The following is a 20,220-nucleotide window of genomic DNA, read 5'->3' as shown; positions in this document are numbered from 1 at the left end:
GGCTACCACACCAGTATCTGCAAACTCGGCTTCACCGCTGGGCGAATACCGTTGTCGTCGTTCAGGGGCTGCCGGGCTCCGGTCAGCGGGTCCAGCAGTTCTGCGTGTTTGATGTCCGGCAGGCTGATGCTGCTGCCTTTGGCACTCCAGTACATCAACAGGTGTTTTCCGTCAGGCCGAGTCCAGGCCACGCTGTAGAAACTGTCCGGCACATCCTCAAGCTTGGGCGTGGTGCCGGGTTTAAGGGAGGGGCCGGTGATCTCGAGGAAGCGGGCGAGGGCGGTGTAGACCGGCTTGGGTTCGCCGTCCAGGTTCAGCAGGCCGTAATGCTGGTCGCGTGGCGAGGCGCGTTGGTCGAGGTCGGACAGCGCGAACAGGAAAATCTTCTGATAGTCCTGGGACGCCATCAACGCCAGGCGGCGCAAGGTGTAGTCGGCCTGCCCGTCGATACCGATCAGGTCCTGCATCTCCTTGGGGCCGGCATAGCTGGACCAGCCCCACTCGGTAGCCCATACGTTCTTGATGCCGGCGCCGTGCAGCATGGTATTGAGTTGATCGCCGCGCAGCAGCACTTCGTTCTTGCCCGGTTCATCGGTTTCCGGGGTCATCGAATAAGGGTGATAGGCCGCGACCATGCCCAGGTTTTGCACGCCCAGCGCGCCAAGCGCTTCGAACATCAGGGTTTTGCCACGCGGCGGCATTTGGCTGTAGTACGCCATGCCGCCCATGACTTGCAGTTTGCCGGGCGCGGCAATATTCAACGCCTGGTGACTGGCCAATAACAATTGCCCGTACTCCTTGGCGTTGACTTTGGGGCGCCAGTTGTTCGGCAGGTTCTGCTCGTTCCACACCTGCCAGGCATCGATATTGGGGTAGCGCTTGGCCAGGAGTGCCAGGCGCAGCGCGTAGATTTCGGGGTCCCGCGGGCGATACTGGTCCTGGAACTGCGCGCCCTTGGGGGCGGTGGTGATAAAGGGCGCCGAGCCCACCAGGTAAAACACCGAGCGGATTTTTTCAGCGCTCAGGGTGCGGTCCAGTTCATCGAAGGTGCTGAGTTGATAACCGTCTTCTGTGGGCTCCAGGCGATCCCAGTGCAGGTCGACCCGCACCCATTGCAACCCAAGTTTCTTGTATTGCTTGATCTGCTGGCGGTACTGCTCGGGCGTGAACCACAGAAAGTGCGCGTTCACGCCAAGGAAGTCCTTCCATACCACAGTGCGCTCCGGGGCCAGATTCACCGGCTGCGCATCGACTTTTTCACTCGACAGCAGGGCGCCACCCACGGCGATTGCCAGCACCAGCGGCAGATAGCGCCACATCGGGCGAACAGATGAAATATTCATCGCAACGGCTCCTCACAAGCATCCCGAAATAATTCGGCAAAACGTTGGGCCGTGGTGGCCCACTGGCGTTGGTGGCCGATTTCCGCTGCCCGGGCAGCCCATTGCCGGGCCTGCTGCGGGTCGAGGATCAAGCGGTTCAAGGCGTTGCTCAAGGAATCGATATCGCCCTGCTGATAGGTGATGCCATTGCCGCCGGCCACCTCTTCAGCAAAGGCACGCGCATTGGAGGTGATCACCCCGCGCCCGCAGGCATTGGCCCACGACAGCGCGCCACTGGTGCCACGCATCTGTCCCAGGAAACCGAGTTTTTTCGATTCACGGTAGGGCAGCACCATCACATGGTGCGCCTGGATCGTAGCGGCGATCTGCGCCGATGGCAGGTCCAGCTGCCAGTCCACCACATCCTCCAGGTGCAGCGCGCTGATCTGTTGGCGCAGGCCGTCGAGGTAGTTGCCGGCCGGGTCGAAGGTCATTTCCGGGGCGGTGCCGCCGGCCAGGGTCAGGCGCACCTGGCCTCGGCATTGCGGGTGAGCGGCCAGTGACTGGGCCAGGGCCTGGAGCAGATCTTCAATGCCCTTGCCGCGATAGATAAAGCCGAAATACAACAGACGCAGCGGCGCAAGCGGCGGCAAGTCCTGGGGCGCGATGGGCAGGTTGCCGTGAGCAATCACCGCCACTTGCTGCGGGCGCAGGCCCATGCGTTGGCGCAGGCAGTCGCCTCCCAGGCGGGTGAGGGTGATCAGCCGGCGCATACCTTTGGCCAGGCGTCGTTCTTCGTGCAAGGTCAGCGGGTCGGCCAGCAGCGCCGCCGCCTGGGGCAGCGGGTGGGGCAGGCGTTCGAGCAGGGTCAAGGGGAAAAACAGCTTGGCCCGGCGCCAGATCAAGCGCTCCGGGTCATGCACCGTGGCAGTCAACGGCAGTTGTGGGTGTGCCCGGCGCAGGTAGTCAAGCGCCTGGAACTCACCGAAGCGCCCACCTCCCAGTTCGGCATGGACCAGGTCCACACCGTGCCAGTCAAAGACTTGCAAGCGCCGCAACTGTTCAGCCAGGTCCTGGCAACCCGCGAGGGGGGTCACCACTTCAAGGCCCAGTTCGATCAACGCGTTGCGCAAATGCGCGGCGTAATCGGCGATTCCGGTCTGCTCCGGCGGCAGAGGTGCCAGCAATGCAATACGCATCAGGCCGCACCGCGCCAGCTGTTGATCCGCGCCAGGACCTTGGCCGGTACTTCGAAGCGGCGGCGGTTGAGGATCATGCCGTCGACTTTGCCGAACGCGGTGGTCAGCAGCGACACCGCGTTTTCGATGGTCGGTACGGTACTGGTGCGGGCTTCGATCACCAGCACGATCTGGTCGGCACGGCGTAGCGTCAGGAAGGCCTGTGGGTTGGACGACAAGGCCGAGGCATCCAGCAACAGCACTTCACCCGCCGTGGGCGCGTTCGCCCCGTCGACCGAGACGCGGTGGCCACGTTCTTCCAGCAGGCGCTTGAGCTGCTCGATGATAAACGTCACGCCCTCGCCATGCCGCGCCGAGGTCAGGCCCAGGGCAAAGCCTTCACTGGCGATGCGCTCCAGGGGCAGCAGGCTGTACAGGCGATAGAGGCTGGCGGTGACGGCGGCCGGCGTGGCGTCTTGCACGTCGGGGATGCTGCTCCACAGCGGCACCTGGAACATCTCCTGCAAGCGGGTGCCATCGTGGATGCGCTGGTCCAGCAGGTACAGCACATAAATGGTCAAAAAGCCCACGGCTACGCCGGCGGGAATGGCGAACAACAGAATCAGCAGGCTCTTGGGAAACACACGTGACGGGTTCAGGGTGGCGTGTTCGATCAGCGCGATGTTGCTGATCTGGCTGTTGTCCAGTTCGTGATCGATACGCGCCTGTTCAAGATTGTCCGAGTACAAGGCGTAGCTTTTTTCGGCGGCGCGCAGTTGTTGGCTCAGCTTGTTGAGTTCCGGCTCATCGGTCATCGCCTTGTCACGCTGGTCACGCAGTTCGGCGAGGGTCTTGTCGTAGTTCTCGATTTCCCCGGCCAGTTTGCGCTCTTGCAATTGGGCGTCGATCACTTGCTGCTTGACGTTGATCACCAAGCTGTTGGGCGCAGTGTTTTGCGAGCGTTCCAGGCGCGTAGCTTCCTGAGCGCTGAGGGCTTCAATGTCGCGGATGTTCTGCTCGATCTGATTGACCTGCGGCGTGCCCGGCAGGTAGGTGCGCAACAGGCGTGCGCGTTCCACTTGCAGCGCATTGAGCTGGCGCTTGAGGTCCAGTTGGGTGGGGTTGAGGCTGGTTTCGCGCATCGTCACCACGTCTGCCGGCTGGCTCTTGATCTGCTGGCTGGCGTTGGCCAGGAGGCTGCGAATGCCCGAGATCTGGTTCTGTGCGCTGACCTTGGCGTCGGTGACACGGTCGATCTGACTGGTGAGGTTCTTCAGGCGCGCATCGACACTGATCGAATCGATCTGCTTCAAACGGCCTTGCAGTTGGTCCTTCAGGCTTTGGATATTTTCCGCCACCTTGGCGCGTTCGGTTTCGTAGAAGGTATGCAGGCTCTTGCGCCCGAGAATCCGCGCACGTTCCTCAAGGTAGGCGTTGACCCATTCCTCGACGATTTTTTGCGCCACCGCCGGGTCGTCCCAAGTGAAGGAAATCTCGATCACCGAAGAGCCCGGCTCGTGACCGGCTTTGAAGTTCTTCTCCAGCGAGGTCGCGAGGCGCTCCAGCGGGCTTTGTTTCTCGGCAAGGCCCACAAACTGCAGCACACTGCGTATGCCATTGATGACTTCGCCAAGGCCCTTCTTGATGTAGAACTTGGTGACCTTCCAGAAGCCCTGCGGCGGCTCGGAGGTCATCGCCATATAGCGCTCGGCAACGATATGCACGATGGGCCGGCCCGTGAGCATTTTTTCTTCGTCGACAATCGGGTCGTGCTGGGTGCTCGGGGCAATCAGCGTCTGGCGGTTGCCGGCTTCGATCGGCACGGTGGTGTTGTCCCGCCCCGGCTTGACCAGCAAGCGCGCGTCGGACTCGTAGCGAGCCGGCAACAGGAAGGCACCCAGCACCGCGACGACGATCGTGGTGATCACTGCCAGTTTGAATTCGCGGCGGTAGATGAAAAACAGCCGCAGCAGGTCGCGAAGAGAGCGGATTTCTATCACAGGATCACTCCATTGCATATGGGGTTTACGAAAGACGGGAACGCTTGGTTCGAGTGATACGACGCCCGCTTCATAATCCTTGGCCTGCGTTGATGGTTGGGTTGTTGTAGATGGTGTTGCCGCTGTTTTTCACGTCGCTCTTGTTCAGGTCGTAGTTAAAGCCCACGCCAATCCCTTTGTTGATGGGAAACAGCTTGGTGAAGTACATATCCACGGCTTCCACCGTCGCGCCGATGCCCGACTGCGGCACAAAGATCAAGTCGCCGCGCTGCAACGCCACCCGCGGGTGATTGGGGTTGGTCAACATGCTCTCCAGGCTGATGAAGTACGTCCTGTACTTGCCATCTGGCCCGGTGCGCAGCAAGGCCACGTTGGAGGCATCCGCCGAGGGCAATACACCACCGGAACTGAGCAGCGCCTGCTCGACGCTGACGTTGCCGGCCAGGTCGAAAAACGCCGGGTTGGACACCGCGCCGCCGATAAACACCTTGTTGCTCGGTGCGCTGGCGATGTTCACCGTCACCGCCGGTTCGCGGTAGATGCGCTTGTACTTCTCGGTGATTTCCTTGCCCAGGTCTTCGGGCGTGCGCAGGGCGGCCTTGACCCGGCCAATATTGGGCACCGAGATCACGCCGTCGGGGCGCACGACGAATACGGTCATGTCATCGGCCGCCGCCGGTTCCTGGGCATCGCGCACGATCCGCAGCGAGTCGCCGGTCTGGATCAGCACCTGCGGTGGTGGCAGGTCGGCCAGGGTCAGCGCCGCTTGATGGCCGGCCTTGAGCGTATTGTTGTCAGGAAGCGGCACCCGCGCGGGGGTCGAACAGCCCGCCAGCCAGATTGAGGCACTCAAGAGGCTGAGCAGGGTAAGACGGGAACGTCGGTTGGTAGTCTTCATGACGGCTCAAGTCCAGTAGGTGGAAAACATGCCCAGGCGCCGTTTAAGCGAGTTGGGCAAGTGGCGTTCAAGGTGGCCGAGGCGATAACCCAGCAATTTAAAGGCGCTGCGCACCACCACTTCCGGCGCACGGTGCAGCGCGTTGGCCTCGCGCAATGCGCGCAGTTCGGCCAGCACATAACGTTTACCTTCGCCGCCGGCGTCGCCGAACGCCTGGCGAATCCACGCCTCGCGGCCGTAGAACACACCGATATCGAAGTAGCGCTTGAACTCGTCCAGCAAGCGGTAATCATGGGAGTGATAAACCTGCGCGCTGGCGGCGTAGCGCACCTGGTAGCCGGCCAGCAACATGCGTGCGGCGACGTAGGCGTCTTCGCTGCCAATCACATCCTGGGGAAAACCACCCACCGCCTGCAGGGCGCTGCGTCGGTACACCGAAAACGAGTCGGAGCTGAAGCAGGTTTTGATCCCTAGCTGCGGTGCATCGGCCAGGCTTTTGCTGCGGCTGGCCGCCGGGTAGTTGAAGTGCCGCGACTGTGCCCCCAGCACCCCTGCACCGGGGTGCGGCAACTGCCGTCCATAGGCCACGCCATTGAGCGGCTCCAGTTGCAATTCGGCGATCAGGTTGGCGAAGGTCTCGGCCGTGGCGGGGATCGCGTCCTGAGTCATGACGATCAAAGCGTCGCCGCCCACCTGTTCACTGGCCCAGCGCCGGGTGCCGCCGTGGTTGAAGTCGCGGGCAGCAATCACCTCCACGCGCGCGCCAAACTCGCGAAAACGCGCCACGGTGTCATCGCTCGATGCGCTGTCGACCACCAGCATCTCGTCCGGTTGCAGGGTCTGCATGCGCAGCGCTGGCAGCAGGCGGTCCAGATGGCTGGCCGCGTTGCGGGTGGGGATGATCAGGGACGTGCGCATCAGGGTTTCTCTTCCACCGGCGCGCGGCCGTAGATGTCGTCATAACGCACGATGTCGTCTTCGCCCAGGTACTCACCGCTCTGTACCTCGATCATCACCAGATCGATGATGCCGGGGTTGGTCAGGCGGTGTTTGTGGCCGGCGGGAATATAGGTGGACTCGTTCATGTTGAGCAGGATTTCGCGCTCGCCATTGGTGATCATCGCTGCGCCGCTGACCACTACCCAATGCTCGCTGCGGTGATGGTGCATTTGCAGGGACAGCGAGCCTTTGGGCTTGACCACAATGCGCTTGATTTTGAAACGCGTGCTTTCTTCCAGCACCGTGTAGGTGCCCCACGGGCGGGTGACTGTGCGATGCAGACTGAACGCCGGGTGATTCTGGCGCTTGAGTTCGGCGACGATATAGCGCACGTCCTGGCTGCGGTGGGCGTCGGCGATCAACAGTGCGTCCGGGGTGTCGACGATGATCAGATCGCGCACGCCCACTGCACCGAGTACCCGCTTGGGCGAGTCGATGTAGCAGTTATGCACGTCGTGCAGGATCGCCTCGCCATTGATCTGGTTGCCATTGTCATCACTGGGGGTGAGTTGGCGCAGCGCTTCCCAGGAGCCGATATCGCTCCAGCCAATGTTGCAGGGCACGACCGCGACCTTTGCGGATTTTTCCATCAGGGCCACGTCGATGGAGATGTCCGGCGCGGTACCGAAACCTTCCGGGCTCAGCTCACGCTGGCGACTGCTGCTGTTCTGCAGGCTCTGGCTGTGCTCGAGTGCGGCCCTGGCAGCGTCCAGGACTGCCGGGGCGTGGCTGGCCAATTCTTCCAACAGGCTGGCCGCCTTGAAGCAGAACATGCCGGCATTCCACAGGTGCTTGCCGCCGTCCAGATAGCCTTGGGCGGTGGCCAGATCGGGCTTCTCGACAAAGCGCCGGACCTGAAACCCGGCCCCCAACGCTGCGCCTTGTTCGATATAGCCAAAGCCGGTTTCGGCACGGTCAGGCTGAATGCCGAAGGTCACCAGGTAACCGGCCTCGGCCAGCGCACGGGCTTTTTCCACCGCTTGGGCGAAGGCCGTTTCATCCAGGATCAGGTGATCGGCGGGCATCACCAGCAACTGTGCTTCAGCGCCGAAATGCTCCTGCACATGCAAGGCGGCCACGGCGATGGCGGCGGCGGTGTTACGGCCAAACGGCTCCAGCAGCAGCTCCAGGGCCAATCGCTGAGTGTTCACCGCACGGTAGTCGTCGAGGGTGCGAAACAGCAGGTCGCGGTTGGTCACCGTCAGGATGCTCTCCACCCCCGGCAAGTGACTGGCGCGCAGGAAGGTCTTTTGCAGCAGGCTCTGGTCATCGCGCATGCGCATGAAGGGTTTGGGCATGTTCTGCCGCGAAACCGGCCACAGCCGCGTGCCCGAACCACCGGAGATGATGCACGGGATCAATCCGTTAAGAGGGTTCATCAATAGACTTCCTTGGTGGAAAGGACGGCCGGAACCGTCATGAAAACGATGTACAGATCCAGCCACACCGACCATTTGGCGATGTATTCCAGGTCGTATTCGACGCGCTTCTGGATTTTGAACAGGGTGTCGGTCTCGCCACGGTAGCCATTGATCTGTGCCCAGCCGGTGATGCCTGGCTTGACCCGGTGGCGTGAGCTGTATTCGCTGACCGCTTGCTCGAACGGAATCCCGGCGGCCTTGGTGGCCGTGGCGTGGGGGCGCGGGCCGACCATCGACATATTGCCCAGCAGCACGTTGAACAGTTGTGGCAGCTCATCGATGCTGGTCTTGCGAATGATCCTGCCTACCCGGGTGATGCGCGGGTCCTGGCGTGTGGTCTGGTTCTCGGCGTTGAGGTCGGTCTGTTCCACGTACATCGAGCGGAACTTGAACACCCGGATCAGGTTGTCGTTGTAGCCAAAGCGCTTCTGGCGAAACAGCACCGGGCCCTTGGAATCGAGTTTGATCGCGATGGCCGTCGCCAGCATCACCGGTGACAGCAACAACAGGCCGAGGCTGGCCAGCAGCAGGTCTTCGCAACGCTTGATAAAGGGCGACCAGCCGCGCAGCGGCAACTGCGAGGTGTTGAACATCAGGATGCCGCCCACATCGGTGATGCGGTTATGCCCATAACGCAAGGCCGCCATGTCGGGCACCAGCATGACGTTCACCGACATCTGCCGCAGGCGTTTGACCAGCCCGTTGATACGCTGCTCGGCAGCCCAGGGCAGGGTGATCATGACCTGATTGACCTGTTCGGAGCGGATCAGCTTTTCCAGATCGCGGGTATTGCCCAGCAAGGGCAGGCGGCTCAGTTCCTTGGGAATGCGCTCGGTACGGTCGTCGATAAAGCCGATCAGGCCGGAACGGATATCGCTGTTGCGCGACAGGTGTTCAGCCACATGCACCGCCGTCTCGGTAAAACCCAGGATCACCGTACGCTGCAAGAATTTGCCGTTCTTCATCAAATGGCGATACAGGCGCAGCATCAATATCCGCTCCACGCCAAACAGCACCAGGCTCATGGAGAACCAGGCCGCCAGGTTGCGTGGGCTCAACTGTGGGAACAGCAGCAGGATCTGGTACATGAACAGCAGGATGCAAAACGCCGAGACCCAGGCCACCAGCATCACGCGAAAACGCAGGCGATTGCTGAACAGATCCTCGGAGTACACCCCCAGGGCCTGGAACAGAATGATGGTCAAGAGCGCAAAGAATACCAGCAGGCCCAGGTAGTGGTTGCGCATGTGCTCGGCGACGGGTTCCGGGTAGAACAACAGGATAATTGCCGGCACCACAGCAGTGAGGCCGTGGATCAGTTTTACGAAGACGACAAAAAACTCAACGAAACCGGGACGAGTCAAAAACAGGCTATCGACCGACGATTTACCGCGCATAGATCAGATCCTCAATACACCACCAGAACGTTCCTATTCGTTTTGCTCATCCATAAGGCAGGTTTGCTTTACAAGTGGTGCAAATCGAACAACTGCAGTTGCTGGGTAATACGTAATGCCTGTTCAGACGCAGGAATTTACGGAGTGATGGCTAAATAGTGGCTTCCTTGAGGTTCCGTGTCAATGATTTGGCTTTTTTCGCCGCTGCCTTCAATGGCTCTCATGAGGCCCCCATGATATGACGATTTATTGACATGAGAGGCCATGCTTTCAGAAAAATCGAGAATCGATGATGGCTTTTTGGAGTGTAGGAACAAACGTGGGGATTTGCCTGCCAGCGAAAAAAGCTTTTTTTTGACAGAAGCAGGGCGGGGGAAGGGGGGTTGTCGAACCAGGGCCGGCTTGCCGGCTCTGGTGCAAGGACTGCTGATGTTTAGAAGTTGCCTTTGAGGCTCAGCGTAAGGTTGCGCGGCTCTCCATAAAGATTACCCCAGCCTGAGGTACCCACGGTCTGGTAGTAGTTTTTATCGAACAGGTTGTTGCCGTTGAGCGCCACAGTCCAGGTGTCGTCCACCTGATACGCAATGCGCGCATTCCACAACGCATACCCGGCCTGTTCCAGTTTGATGGTTTGCAACCGGTAATTGCTGCTTTGGGCGTTGACCCCGGCGCCGACTGTCCATTTTGACAGTGCACCGTCCAACTGGTAGTCGCCCCACAAACGCAGCATATGCCTTGGTACGTAGGTGTTGGACACCGCGCCTTCGGCTGCGCTGTCGATGTTCTTCAGGTTCTTGGTTTGCGTGTAGGTGTAGCCGCCAAACACTTGCAGGCGTTCAAGCAATTCGCCGCTCAGCTCGGCCTCGACCCCTTGGGCGCGAACTTTGCCCGTGTCGGTGTAGCAGTAGCCGTCGGAGGAGCTGCCGCAGCGGGTCTCGAAATCGGTTTGGGCGGCGTTTTTTTCGATGGCGCGAAACAGCGCCAGGGAGCTGTTGAGGCGCCCGTCAAACCATTCGCCCTTGATACCCAGCTCGTAGTTCTCACCCATTTTCGGCTTGAGCGCCGAACCGCTGACCGTGGCGTAGGAGCTTTGTGGCTGGAAGATATCGGCGTAGCTGGCGTACACCGAAAGGTTGTCATTGAGGTCGTAGATCAGCGCGGCAAACGGCGTGACCACGCCGGTTTCCTTGGTGCGTGCATCCTGGTCGGCCCACTCGCCCCAGGCCAGGTTCAAGGACTCACGGCGGTTTTCATACCAACTGACGCGACTGCCCAGAACCAGCATCAACGGTTCGGCCAGACGCAGGCGCAAGGTGGCGTAGGCGCCGTATTGGGTGGCGGTTTCCTTGACCGTGCCGCCACGGTACATGTTGGGCCAGAAGGTATCGTCGGCAGGTTCCGGGAAGTGGTGGTTGGGGTTGAAAACGCTTTGGCGCTGGGGCAGGTTGCGGATCGCGTAGACATCGTCCTGGGTGCCACGACTGCCATTGGCGCCGAGGATCAACTCATGTTGCAGGCCAAACGCTTCGAATTGACCATCAATGTAGGCATCCAGGCCGTAGTCCTTGTGATCGTAATCCAGCAGCGCGGCGTAGCTGGTGAGCGTAGGGGCCGGGTTGCCATAGTCCACGGTGCTTTCGCTGGCGGCGTATTTGATGTCTTGCAGGTTGCGGCTATGCACGGCGCTGACTTTGAGCTTCCAGTCGTCGTTGAAGTGATGGGTCAGATCGGCGAACAGCGTGGTGCGCTGGCTTTGCCAATCGTTCCAGGCCTGGCCCAGGCAGGTGGAGCGGCTCAGGCCGAGGCTTTTGCCGTCGCGGTAGCGCGGCAGGCCGCTCCAGCACGGTGTGGCGTCGACATCCTCATAGCTGGCGCCGAAGCCTAGGGTGGTGTCAGGGCTGACATCCATGTCCAGCGCCGCGTAAAACGCCTGGTCCTGGCGCTTGGCAAGGTCCATGTAGGAGCCACGATTCTGCTGGCTGACCGACGCACGGCCGCGCACCGTGCCGCTGTCGTTCAACGGGCCGCCGGTGTCGAGTTCGGCGTGGTAGTTATCCCAGGTGCCCGCCGACAGCCCGAGGCTGGTGGTCGGGGTGGCTTGGGGCCGCTTACGCACGAAGTTCACTGCACCGCTGGCGGTGCCGGCGCCCTTGAGCATACCGGCGGCGCCTTTTAGCACCTCTACCCGGTCATAAATCGCCATGTTCGCGCTGAAACTGTCGGCCTGTATGTAGTCCTTGCCGATGTCCAGCGGCACACCATCGAACTGGTACTGACCGAGCATCTTGAAGCCCCGGGAGTAAAAATACTTGCCGCCCATGGGCGACTCGTAGCTGGTGATCCCTGGCGTGCGCTCCAGCAATTGGTCGATGGTGGTGATGTTCTGGTCATCCATCAGCTTGCGGGTCATCACGCTCACCGATTGCGGCGTGCGTCGCAGGCTATGTTCGCCCTTGCCGATGGTCACCGCACCGGTGGTGTAGGAACCGCTGCCTTCGGTGGTGGCGCCCAGACGATCACCAGTGATGGTGGTGGCGCCCAGGCTCAGCGCCGAGCCGGCTTGCTGCTGAGGTAGCAGTAACCAGGCGTTCTGGCCCTGGCTTTGCGCCTGCAAACCCTGGCCCTGAAGCAACTGACTCAGGGCCTGTTGTGGGGCCAGGGTGCCGCTCAGCCCCGGGCTGCTTTTGCCGGCCACGCTGCCCGCGTCATACGACAGGCTGATACCGGCCTGCCGCGCAAACTGATCAAGGGCGCCCGCCAGAGGCCCGGGCGCAATATTCCAGGCGCGGGCCTGGCGCTCGCTGCGGGGTTCCTGGGCTGTTGCGGTATACGGCAAAGCGCTGGCTGCCACGCACGCGCCAAGAAGAGTGGCATTGAGGGCGTGTCTGAGGGGGGAACGTTTGGAGGGGAACGCTTGCATGACCGCGGGATGCTCCTGAAGGAAGTGGACAACACCGGCCTGTTGATCGGCCTTTCCTTACAGGTCGAATGGCAATGAGAATTCACCTCATTTATTTTCGGCCGCTCAAACCCGAGCGGAGACGGTCACCCAATAGGGGCTGCGGTAGGTCACATTGATCGACAACGATTGCGCCACCAGCTTGAGTACCTGATCGGTGTCTTCCAGTTGATAGGTGCCCGAAACCCGCAGCCCCGCGACGGCTTCGCTGCAACGGAGCAAGCCGTTGCGGTAGCGGCCCAGTTCGGCCAGGAAGTCGTCAAGGCGCATATTGTGGGCGCTGATGACGCCGTCGCTCCAGGCCCAGGGATCCAGGCCATTGGTGGGAGAAGGGCGAATGCCGCTACGGTTGAACAGCACCTGTTCGCCCGGCTTGATCATTTGGCGTGCGCTGGCGTCATGGCTGTCGGCATACACCGCGACCGCACCCTGCTGCACAGCCAGCAGCGTACCTTGGGCTTCTTCACGTACCACAAAGCGCGTGCCGAGGGTGCGCAGGTAACCATCGCGGGTGTGCACCCAGAACGGACGGTTGTCAGCGCCGGTATTGACTAACACTTCACCCTGACGCAGGTTCACCAGACGCCGCTCGGCATTCAGGGTGATATCGATGGCACTGGCGCTGTTGAGCTGGACCTTGCTGCCATCGTTCAACACCACCCAGCGCCGCTCGCCGGTGGCGGTGCGATAGTCGGCCATCAGGGCGGGCAGGGGCGTGTAGTCGCGACCCAGCCAGGCCAACCCGGCGGCGCCGGCCAACAACCCCAGCAGCTTCAAGCCTTCACGCCGACTGATACGTTGGCGCGCGCCATCGAGGGCATGGCGACTGACATGCGCCGGCAGTTGGGTGAAGTCGTCATTCATGGTCGCCACGCGCTGCCACGCCAGTTGATGCGCGGCGCTGGTGTGCAGCCACTGTTCGAAGGCCGCCGTACTGGCGTCGTCAGCGGTGTTGAAGCGCAGCTTGATCATCCACTGGATGGCCTGGTCCACCAGGCGCGGATCAGCATTCGGCATAACGTAACCGATAGCAGGCGTGCAATGCCTTGGACAGGTCACGCTCCACCGTGGCCTTGGACACGCCCAGGCGCAAAGCGATTTGCGCGCAGGTCAGGCCGTCCAGTTGGGCCAACAGAAACGCCTCGCGCACCCGTGGCTTGAGCTGGTCGAGCAAACGGTCGATGCGCGCCAGGCTGTCGAGGATCAGCAGGCGGGTTTCTTCGCTCGGCACCTCGACTTGGGGAAAGTGCGCCAGGCTTTCCAGGTAGGCACGTTCCAGTTCGCGGCGTCGGTACTGGTCGATCATCAAACTGCGTGCGATGCTGCTCAAGTAAGCACGCGGCTGCTGCAAGGTCTGTTGCTTGCGCGCGTTGAGCAGGCGCACGAAGGTTTCCTGCGCCAGGTCAGCGGCGTGTTCACGGCAGCCGGTGCGTCGGCTCAACCAGCCGCGCAGCCAGGAATGGTGGGCTTGGTAAAGCTGGCCGATGGCGGCATGGTCCAGTGGGTGATCGCTCGACATGGTCATCCTGGCGCAGCAGGCTTAATTGATAATGTTTCGCATTCTAGACGTTGGTTGTGGCATTCAGCAATCACTGGTTCGCTGCGTCAGTAATGTATCCAGCACAATTTTTTGTAGAGCCTGCGAGCGCCGTGCTGACGCTGATCGCGAGTGTGTTTCACCTACTGCTGGGCATGTTTGGCGGGGCGCTCAGCCGCTTCTTCGCCAAACGCACCAAAAGCGCCTGGCTGCAGAAGTGGGGGTTGGCGGCAGTGTTGATGGCGCTGGCCGTGCGCTTGGCGGTGATGTCACGTCCTGCCTGACGACACGCGGGAAGCCAAGCAGGTTTCTGTGTGGCGAGGGAGCTTGCTCCCGTAACGGCCTGCCAGTCGATGCTCATTTACCTGACACCTCACACTCCAATTGTGGGAGCTGGCTTGCCTGCGATAGCGGCCTGACAGGCGATGCTTCTCTACCTGACACCCCGCGATCCAAATGTGGGAGCGGGCTTGCTCGCGAAGGCGGCCTGACAGCCAACACAGTCATACCGAGTACATATCCATTCCTGCGGTAACGGCCACTTAGGGTTCCGCCCTGACGGCGGCTCACTTTTGAAAAGCGCAAAAGTAAGCAAAACGCTCTTGCCCCACCACTCGGCACCTCGCCTGGGCTCGGTGTGCCCGTAATCCGCCAGGGATTTGGGGGGGCCGCCGCCACGCGCCATCCATGGCGCGGGGCGGCTAAACCGGCATCCCTGCCGGTTTACCCCCCAAATCCCTGTCGAATTCCGGCCAGCGTGGTTTAACGGGGCGCTTAAGATCAAGATCACAAGCAGATCAAGATCAAGAGCGGCTCGCTTCGCATCGTGGTTACTGTCGGCTACAACCGGACAGGCCGTTTACCCCCGAAAGAATCAAAAGAAGTTTCGTACAGCAGCCTAGGACTCACCTTGCGTCCAGGCGCTGAAGCCGGTTTTTTCCCACAACCCTTTAAGGTTGCTGCTAGAAACAGTCGTCACTAGTCTTGCCCAGTCGCTGCCAATTCAGCGACCGGACGTGAGAAATCCGAATTACTCCAGTAGTCCATTACTCTCAGGAACTACATCATGATCAAAGACATCTCCAATCCTCCTTCAGATTCAAACCTTCTCTTCACCCTCCGTCCCAACCGCGACACAGAAACCCTGCTGGTCAATGCTTCCCAGGATCTGGAATCCATCAATGCCATAGCGGCGCACCTGGCCTTTGAGGTTGATGGCTCGCCACGGATGAACATTCACCCCAACCGCGCAGCCGCCCGCGCAACAATCTCCCCACGCACTCTGCGTGACTCCACCGTGCGCTTGTTGGCTTCCTCCAGTACATATCGGGGCGCAGTCTCCGGGCGGCCGGAGTCAAACGGTGGGGCCGGCGCATATTCGATTTGCAATTGCACCAGTTGCGCCGCCGCTTCGCTGTACAACTCTGCGGCCAGGGTCAGGGCAAAGTCGATGCCGGCGGTGATCCCGCCGCCGGTAAACAGGTTGCCGTCACGCACCACGCGCTCCTGCACGGGAATAGCACCGAGCGGGGCGAGCAGGTGGTGGTAGGCCCAGTGGGTCGTGGCCTTGCGACCGCGCAGCAACCCTGCCGCGCCCAATACCAATGAGCCGGTGCACACCGAGGTCATGTAGCGCACTGTCTGTGCCTGGGCCTTGAGAAAATCCAGGGTTTGCGGGTCTTCCATCAAAGGGCCCACACCGGCGCCACCGGGTACGCAGAGCACATCCAGGTTCGGGCAGTCGGCGTAAGTGATGGTCGGCGTGAACACCAGGCCAGTGCTGGAGGTGATCGGCGCGAGGTCTTTCCACACCAGGTGCAGCTTCACGTCTGGCAGCGAACCGAGGACATCATAGGGGCCGGTCAGGTCCAGTTGCTGGATGCCGGGGAACAACAGAAAGCCGATCTGCAAGGTCATGGTGCAAGCTCCGAAAGAAATGGACGACCTCACTGTAGAAGCCTAGGCTTTGGCGGGTACGCCATTGAACCCACTAATCACGCCAATCATGCCCAAGATTATTCATGTACTCGCTTTTGAAAATGCCCAGGTGCTCGATGTCACCGGGCCTCTGCAAGTGTTTGCGTCGGCTAATGACCTGTTGCGCCAACGTGGTTTACCGTTGCCCTACGCGGTGAACGTGATCGCCGCTCAGCCTGAACCGGTGAGGACTTCTGCCGGCCTGGCGCTGCTGGCTGAGCCGCTGCCCGCCATCGACGCGCCTTGCGACACCCTGGTGATCGCCGGTGGCTGGGGCGTGTACGCTGCCGCCGAAGACCCGACACTGGTGCAATGGGTGCGCGATAAATCCCGGCACACCCGGCGCATGGCTTCGGTGTGCACCGGGGCCTTTCTGCTGGCCGCCAGTGGTTTGCTCGATGGTTGCCGAGTGGCCACGCACTGGACGCGGTGTGAAGAACTGGCGCGCAAGTTTCCCGCACTCACGGTGGAGGCCAATCCGATTTTCATCCAGCAGGGCGCCGTGTGGACGTCTGCTGGTGTGACCGCCGGGATCGACCTGTGCCTGGCCCTGGTAGAGGATGACCTGGGTCGCGCCATTGCCTTGGAAGTGGCGCGCCACTTGGTGGTCTTTCTCAAGCGCCCTGGCGGTCAGTCGCAATTTAGCGTGACGTTATCCCTGCAAAAGAGCGACAGCCGCTTTGCCGACCTGCACGCTTGGATCGCCGACCATCTGACGCTGGATCTGAACATCGCCACCCTTGCGGCCCAGGCTGGCATGAGCGAGCGTAGCTTTGTGCGCCATTACCGCGCCGAGACCGGCCAGACCCCGGCCCGGGCCGTGGAACTGATCCGTGTCGAAACTGCGCGCCGGCAATTGGCAGACAGCACGACCTCCATCAAACGTATCGCCATGCAGTGCGGTTTTGGCTGTGAAGAGACTTTGCGCCGCAGCTTTGTGCGGGCCTTGTCAGTGACGCCTCAAGCTTACCGGGAGCGTTTTTCAGCGCTCCAGTAGTTCCAGCAATGCTTCAAGCGTGACCAGGGGCGCTTCCTGGAAAACATTATGACCAATGCCTGGCAAAACCTGCCGGCGATAAAAACCGCTGAAGTGCTCCACATCGTCATCCTCAAGTGGCGGCGGGCCCACACCGTCGTCGGCCCCACATAACGAAATGCTGGGCACCGTTATCGCCGGTTGGGGCACCAGCGCCTGTTCGATGTACTCCAACGCGGGATCACCCGGCGCATACATGAAACGATGGCGGTAAGAGTGGATCACCACCGCGACAAAGTCCGGGTTATCAAATGACGGCGCAGTCTTGCCATACAGACTTGGCCCTTCACGCCAGGTCGGCGACCAAAGCCGCCATAACAACTCACACAGCTCTCGTCGATTGGCGGTCAAACCGTCGACCCCACGCTGGGTGTGGAAGTAATACTGGTACCACAATCGATGCTCGGTTTCCGGTGCCCGAGGCTCAAGGGACTTGGCGATGTCCTGGATGTTGTAACCGTCCCCCGTCACCAAGCCGCGTACCCGCTCGGGCCATAGCGCCGCGACAATACACGCCGCGCGCCCACCCCAGTCATACCCGGCGAGCGTGGCCTGCTTAATGGACAGCGCATCCATGAAATCCAGCAGGTCCTTGGCCAACGCCGCCTGTTGGCCGGAGCGCATGACCTGGTCGTTGATAAACCGCGTCGGGCCATAACCGCGCAAATAGGGGACCAACACCCGATAACCACGCTCGGCCAGCACCGGCGCGATTTCGTCATAACCGCGAGGGTCATAAGGGAAGCCATGCAGCAGGATCACCGGCTCGCCCGCGATGGGGCCGTGGGTTTCATAAGCCACGTCTAGCATGGACGTGCGCACATACAACAGCGGGGCAGGGGTCGTCAGGGTTGCCATACAGTCTTCTCCCCACTGAGTTTGCGGTCCAGGAAGGTTGCCGCACTGATCAATGCCAAGTGGCTCAACGCCTGAGGTGTGTTGCCCAAGTGCCGAGCCTGGCTGTCGAATTCTTCGGCGTACAGTCCCAGCGGGTTGGCGTAGCGCAGCAGCTGTTCGAATTCCAGGTGGGCCTTTTCCACTTGTCCGGCGCGGGCCAGGCATTCCACGTACCAGAACGAGCAGGCAGCAAATGCGCCTTCTGTGCCTTGCAGCCCATCTATCTGGCTGTCGTCATTGCGGTAGCGGTAGACCATGCCGTCGCGCACCAGGCTTTTCTGGATCGCTTCCAGCGTCGCCAGCCAGCGCGGGTCGGTGGCCGCAACGAAGCGCACCAGCGGCATCAACAGCATCGAGCCGTCCAGCGCCGTACTGCCGATATGCTGGACGAAATGCCCGCGTTCTTCGTTCCAGAAGTTGCTCCAGATGTCGGCGTAGATAGCCTGGCGTGTCTGGTCCCAGCGCGCGAACGGGGCGGGCAGCGAGCGTTTGGAGGCGAGGCGAATAGCTCGGTCCAAAGCCACCCAGCACATCAGGCGCGAGTGCAAAAAGTGGTGTTGCTCGCCGCGCATTTCCCAGATACCTACGTCTTTGCGGTTCCAGATCTCACACACTTGGTCGACCACTTCCACCGTATGTTTCCAGCCTTCGTGGGAAATGGCTTCGCCGTACTTGTTGACCAGATACACCGCGTCCATCAATTCGCCGTAGATATCCAGCTGGATCTGGTCGAACGCTTCGTTGCCCACGCGCACCGGTTGGGCGTCGCCGTGGCCGCGCAAATGATCGAGGGTGGTTTCCGGCAACTCCTGGCGACCGTCGATGCCGTAGAGAATATTGATTTTGGTCGGCTGGCCGCAGCAGTCGCTGACTCTGCCTTTGAGCCAGCGCATATAGGCGTTGGCTTCCTCGACAAACCCCAGGCGCATGAACGCGTAGACGGTAAACGACGCATCGCGTATCCAGGTATAGCGGTAATCCCAGTTGCGCTCGCCGCCGGGGCTTTCCGGCAGGCCGAAGGTGGCGGCGGCGATGATTGCGCCGTGCTTGCGCGAGGTCAAAAGCTTCAACGCCAAGGCCGAGCGGTTGACCATTTCGCGCCAGCGCCCACGGTAATTGGACTGGGAGATCCAGCCGCGCCAGAACTTGAGGGTGCGTTCCAGGTACAGGTCCGTGCAGTCGTTGACCACCCGCGGATCATCCTGGCCGCCGAGCACAAATTCAGCGCCCTCGTCCTGGGCCAGGGTGAAGCGGGATACGACGGCATTTTCTTCGAGGGTCAGCGGGTGGCTGCCTACCAGGCGCAGGCCGGGCTGACCGTCGGCGCTGAACAGCACGCCGCTGTCATCGGCTGTGGTGTGGGTCTTGGCACGGGCGTAGTCGTGGCGCACGGCGCAACGCAGGTGCAGAGTTGCCTGGCCACTGACTACCCGTACGCGGCGAATCAGCAGCGGCAAATCGTCAACGTCTTCGCTGACGGCCAGCAGATCGGTGATTTCCACCACTGCCTCGTCACTCAGCCAGCGTGTTTGCAGCACGTTGGTGTCAGGCAGGTAGATCTGCTCGCGGCGGGCGTTGGGCAGGTCCGGGGTAAGTTGGAAGGTGCCGGCGTCGGGCGTGTCGAGCAGTGCGCAGAAGATCGACGGGCTGTCGAATTCCGGCCAGCAGAAAAAATCGATGCTGCCACGGTCGTTTACCAGTGCGGCACTGCGCATGTCGCCGATGATGCCATGGGCATCGATGGCGCTTTGGGGTTCTTTTTTCAGATCAACCATTGCCGCGAAACTCCGGATAAAGGCTCATGCCGCCATCGATGAACAACGTACTGCCGACCACGTAATCAGAAGCATCACTGGCCAGCCACACCACTGCATTGGCCACATCTTCTACATCTCCGACGCGACCGTAAGGAATCAATTTGAGCAACTCTTTCTCCGCAGCGCCTTCAGTGGCTGCGCGGTTGATCGCCGTGCGAATCGCCCCAGGCGCAATGCCATTGATGCGGATGCGTTGCTCGCTGACTTCCTGGGCGAGGGTGCGCATCAGCATCTCAACGCCGCCCTTGGACGCTGCATAATTCACATGCCCGGCCCACGGAATGACTTGATGCACCGAACTCATATGGATGATTTTGCCGGCCGCTCGTGACACGCCCTCGCGAACGCCCTGACGATTGAAGATACGCACCGCCGCTCGGGCACAGAGGAACTGCCCGGTGAGGTTGACACCGATCACGGTGTTCCAGTCCTCGAGGCTCATGTCGACCAGGTTGGCGTCTTTTTGCAGGCCGGAGTTGGCCACCAGAATATCCAGGTGGCCGAAGGCATCGAGGGTCTGTGCGAACAGGCGCTCGACATCGGCCTCCTTGGACACGTCGCCACCGATGGCAAGCGCCCGACCGCCGTTGGCATTGATCTGTGCGGCAAGGGCCTCGGCGGGGGCCGCCTGGGAGTTGTAGTTAAGCACTACCGCCGCGCCCGCGTCGGCCAGGGCTTTGGCTGCGCCAGCACCGATGCCGGAACTGGCGCCGGTGACCAGAGCTACTTGTTGCTGCAAGGAAATCTGCATCGCCCACCCACTGTGTTTATCAGAGTCCTTT

Annotated in this window: 15 protein-coding genes and 2 pseudogenes; 3 read left to right on the top strand and 14 right to left on the bottom strand. The window is 61.2% G+C overall.

Annotation, left to right across the window (positions count from 1 at the left end; genetic code table 11):
- Positions 1-2: 2 nt before the first annotated feature.
- The 10 genes from QMK52_RS25075 to QMK52_RS25030 form a co-directional block, all read right to left on the bottom strand.
- Positions 3-1,343: a beta-xylosidase gene (locus tag QMK52_RS25075; protein WP_103735419.1), complete on the bottom strand. Its 1,341-nt coding sequence runs from the start codon at positions 1,341-1,343 to the stop codon at positions 3-5.
- On the bottom strand, positions 1,340-2,521 hold the full coding sequence (locus QMK52_RS25070; protein WP_005786799.1) for a glycosyltransferase: 1,182 nt from the start codon (positions 2,519-2,521) through the stop codon (positions 1,340-1,342). Before QMK52_RS25070 ends, QMK52_RS25075 begins: the two co-directional genes overlap by 4 nt.
- Positions 2,521-4,500 (bottom strand): GumC family protein, encoded by a 1,980-nt coding sequence (locus QMK52_RS25065; RefSeq protein WP_005786801.1) that lies wholly within the window; start codon positions 4,498-4,500, stop codon positions 2,521-2,523. Before QMK52_RS25065 ends, QMK52_RS25070 begins: the two co-directional genes overlap by 1 nt.
- Before the next feature lie 70 nt (positions 4,501-4,570).
- Positions 4,571-5,398, bottom strand: a complete 828-nt coding sequence (locus QMK52_RS25060) for a polysaccharide biosynthesis/export family protein (protein WP_005786802.1) — start codon at positions 5,396-5,398, stop codon at positions 4,571-4,573.
- A 6-nt stretch (positions 5,399-5,404) separates the two neighbouring features.
- Positions 5,405-6,316, bottom strand: a complete 912-nt coding sequence (locus QMK52_RS25055) for a glycosyltransferase family 2 protein (RefSeq protein WP_005786804.1) — start codon at positions 6,314-6,316, stop codon at positions 5,405-5,407.
- Positions 6,316-7,776 (bottom strand): mannose-1-phosphate guanylyltransferase/mannose-6-phosphate isomerase, encoded by a 1,461-nt coding sequence (locus tag QMK52_RS25050; RefSeq protein WP_320403609.1) that lies wholly within the window; start codon positions 7,774-7,776, stop codon positions 6,316-6,318. Before QMK52_RS25050 ends, QMK52_RS25055 begins: the two co-directional genes overlap by 1 nt.
- On the bottom strand, positions 7,776-9,215 hold the full coding sequence (locus QMK52_RS25045; protein WP_032876885.1) for an undecaprenyl-phosphate glucose phosphotransferase: 1,440 nt from the start codon (positions 9,213-9,215) through the stop codon (positions 7,776-7,778). The genes QMK52_RS25050 and QMK52_RS25045 overlap by 1 nt, the downstream gene beginning before the upstream one ends.
- A 433-nt stretch (positions 9,216-9,648) precedes the next feature.
- Positions 9,649-12,135, bottom strand: coding sequence for a TonB-dependent siderophore receptor (locus QMK52_RS25040; protein ID WP_005786810.1), 2,487 nt, complete (start codon positions 12,133-12,135; stop codon positions 9,649-9,651).
- Positions 12,136-12,240: 105 nt separating this feature from the next.
- Positions 12,241-13,191, bottom strand: coding sequence for a FecR domain-containing protein (locus QMK52_RS25035; protein ID WP_005786812.1), 951 nt, complete (start codon positions 13,189-13,191; stop codon positions 12,241-12,243).
- Positions 13,178-13,693, bottom strand: a complete 516-nt coding sequence (locus tag QMK52_RS25030) for a sigma-70 family RNA polymerase sigma factor (RefSeq protein WP_032876877.1) — start codon at positions 13,691-13,693, stop codon at positions 13,178-13,180. Before QMK52_RS25030 ends, QMK52_RS25035 begins: the two co-directional genes overlap by 14 nt.
- A gap of 131 nt (positions 13,694-13,824) precedes the next feature.
- Between QMK52_RS25030 and QMK52_RS25025 the strand changes: the two are divergent.
- Both QMK52_RS25025 and QMK52_RS27485 read left to right on the top strand, forming a co-directional pair.
- Positions 13,825-13,995: pseudogene (locus QMK52_RS25025) on the top strand (LysE family translocator); the annotation flags it as partial.
- A 782-nt stretch (positions 13,996-14,777) separates the two neighbouring features.
- Positions 14,778-14,939, top strand: a pseudogene (locus QMK52_RS27485) (DUF6124 family protein); the annotation flags it as partial.
- An 8-nt stretch (positions 14,940-14,947) separates the two neighbouring features.
- On the opposite strand, the gene inhA reads toward QMK52_RS27485, so the two are convergent.
- Positions 14,948-15,628: an isonitrile hydratase gene (gene inhA, locus QMK52_RS25020; protein ID WP_005786816.1), complete on the bottom strand. Its 681-nt coding sequence runs from the start codon at positions 15,626-15,628 to the stop codon at positions 14,948-14,950.
- An 88-nt stretch (positions 15,629-15,716) separates the two neighbouring features.
- Between inhA and QMK52_RS25015 the strand changes: the two genes are divergently transcribed.
- Positions 15,717-16,685 carry a GlxA family transcriptional regulator gene (locus QMK52_RS25015; RefSeq protein WP_194440398.1) on the top strand — a complete coding sequence of 323 codons (969 nt, stop codon included), beginning with the start codon at positions 15,717-15,719 and terminating at the stop codon, positions 16,683-16,685.
- Here the strand turns inward: QMK52_RS25015 and QMK52_RS25010 are convergent.
- The 3 genes from QMK52_RS25010 to QMK52_RS25000 are packed head-to-tail and all read right to left on the bottom strand — an operon-like array spanning position 16,671 to position 20,189.
- Positions 16,671-17,582: an alpha/beta hydrolase gene (locus QMK52_RS25010; protein ID WP_320403608.1), complete on the bottom strand. Its 912-nt coding sequence runs from the start codon at positions 17,580-17,582 to the stop codon at positions 16,671-16,673. The genes QMK52_RS25015 and QMK52_RS25010 overlap by 15 nt on opposite strands.
- Entirely contained in the window at positions 17,570-19,396 is a 1,827-nt protein-coding gene (locus tag QMK52_RS25005) for a glycoside hydrolase family 15 protein (protein ID WP_005786821.1), read from the bottom strand. Before QMK52_RS25005 ends, QMK52_RS25010 begins: the two co-directional genes overlap by 13 nt.
- Positions 19,389-20,189: a glucose 1-dehydrogenase gene (locus QMK52_RS25000; protein ID WP_005786823.1), complete on the bottom strand. Its 801-nt coding sequence runs from the start codon at positions 20,187-20,189 to the stop codon at positions 19,389-19,391. The genes QMK52_RS25005 and QMK52_RS25000 overlap by 8 nt, the downstream gene beginning before the upstream one ends.
- Positions 20,190-20,220: the final 31 nt, after the last annotated feature.

It is taken from the genome of Pseudomonas sp. P9_2, from assembly GCF_034008255.1.
In the GTDB taxonomy this organism is placed as follows: Bacteria; Pseudomonadota; Gammaproteobacteria; order Pseudomonadales; family Pseudomonadaceae; genus Aquipseudomonas; species Aquipseudomonas synxantha_A.
Note: the sequence above shows the minus strand (reverse complement) of the source record. Positions and strands in the feature narration are given on the sequence as shown.

Excerpts from the sequence above, each read along its gene's own strand:
- QMK52_RS25075 (WP_103735419.1), bottom strand. The coding sequence starts at position 1,343 with ATGAATATTTCATCTGTTCGCCCGATGTGGCGCTATCTGCCGCTGGTG.
- QMK52_RS25070 (WP_005786799.1), bottom strand. The coding sequence starts at position 2,521 with ATGCGTATTGCATTGCTGGCACCTCTGCCGCCGGAGCAGACCGGAATC.
- QMK52_RS25060 (WP_005786802.1), bottom strand. The coding sequence starts at position 5,398 with ATGAAGACTACCAACCGACGTTCCCGTCTTACCCTGCTCAGCCTCTTG.
- QMK52_RS25055 (WP_005786804.1), bottom strand. The coding sequence starts at position 6,316 with ATGCGCACGTCCCTGATCATCCCCACCCGCAACGCGGCCAGCCATCTG.
- QMK52_RS25050 (WP_320403609.1), bottom strand. The coding sequence starts at position 7,776 with ATGAACCCTCTTAACGGATTGATCCCGTGCATCATCTCCGGTGGTTCG.
- QMK52_RS25045 (WP_032876885.1), bottom strand. The coding sequence starts at position 9,215 with ATGCGCGGTAAATCGTCGGTCGATAGCCTGTTTTTGACTCGTCCCGGT.
- QMK52_RS25040 (WP_005786810.1), bottom strand. The coding sequence starts at position 12,135 with ATGCAAGCGTTCCCCTCCAAACGTTCCCCCCTCAGACACGCCCTCAAT.
- QMK52_RS25035 (WP_005786812.1), bottom strand. The coding sequence starts at position 13,191 with ATGCCGAATGCTGATCCGCGCCTGGTGGACCAGGCCATCCAGTGGATG.
- QMK52_RS25030 (WP_032876877.1), bottom strand. The coding sequence starts at position 13,693 with ATGTCGAGCGATCACCCACTGGACCATGCCGCCATCGGCCAGCTTTAC.
- inhA (WP_005786816.1), bottom strand. The coding sequence starts at position 15,628 with ATGACCTTGCAGATCGGCTTTCTGTTGTTCCCCGGCATCCAGCAACTG.
- QMK52_RS25015 (WP_194440398.1), top strand. The coding sequence starts at position 15,717 with ATGCCCAAGATTATTCATGTACTCGCTTTTGAAAATGCCCAGGTGCTC.
- QMK52_RS25010 (WP_320403608.1), bottom strand. The coding sequence starts at position 17,582 with ATGGCAACCCTGACGACCCCTGCCCCGCTGTTGTATGTGCGCACGTCC.
- QMK52_RS25005 (WP_005786821.1), bottom strand. The coding sequence starts at position 19,396 with ATGGTTGATCTGAAAAAAGAACCCCAAAGCGCCATCGATGCCCATGGC.
- QMK52_RS25000 (WP_005786823.1), bottom strand. The coding sequence starts at position 20,189 with ATGCAGATTTCCTTGCAGCAACAAGTAGCTCTGGTCACCGGCGCCAGT.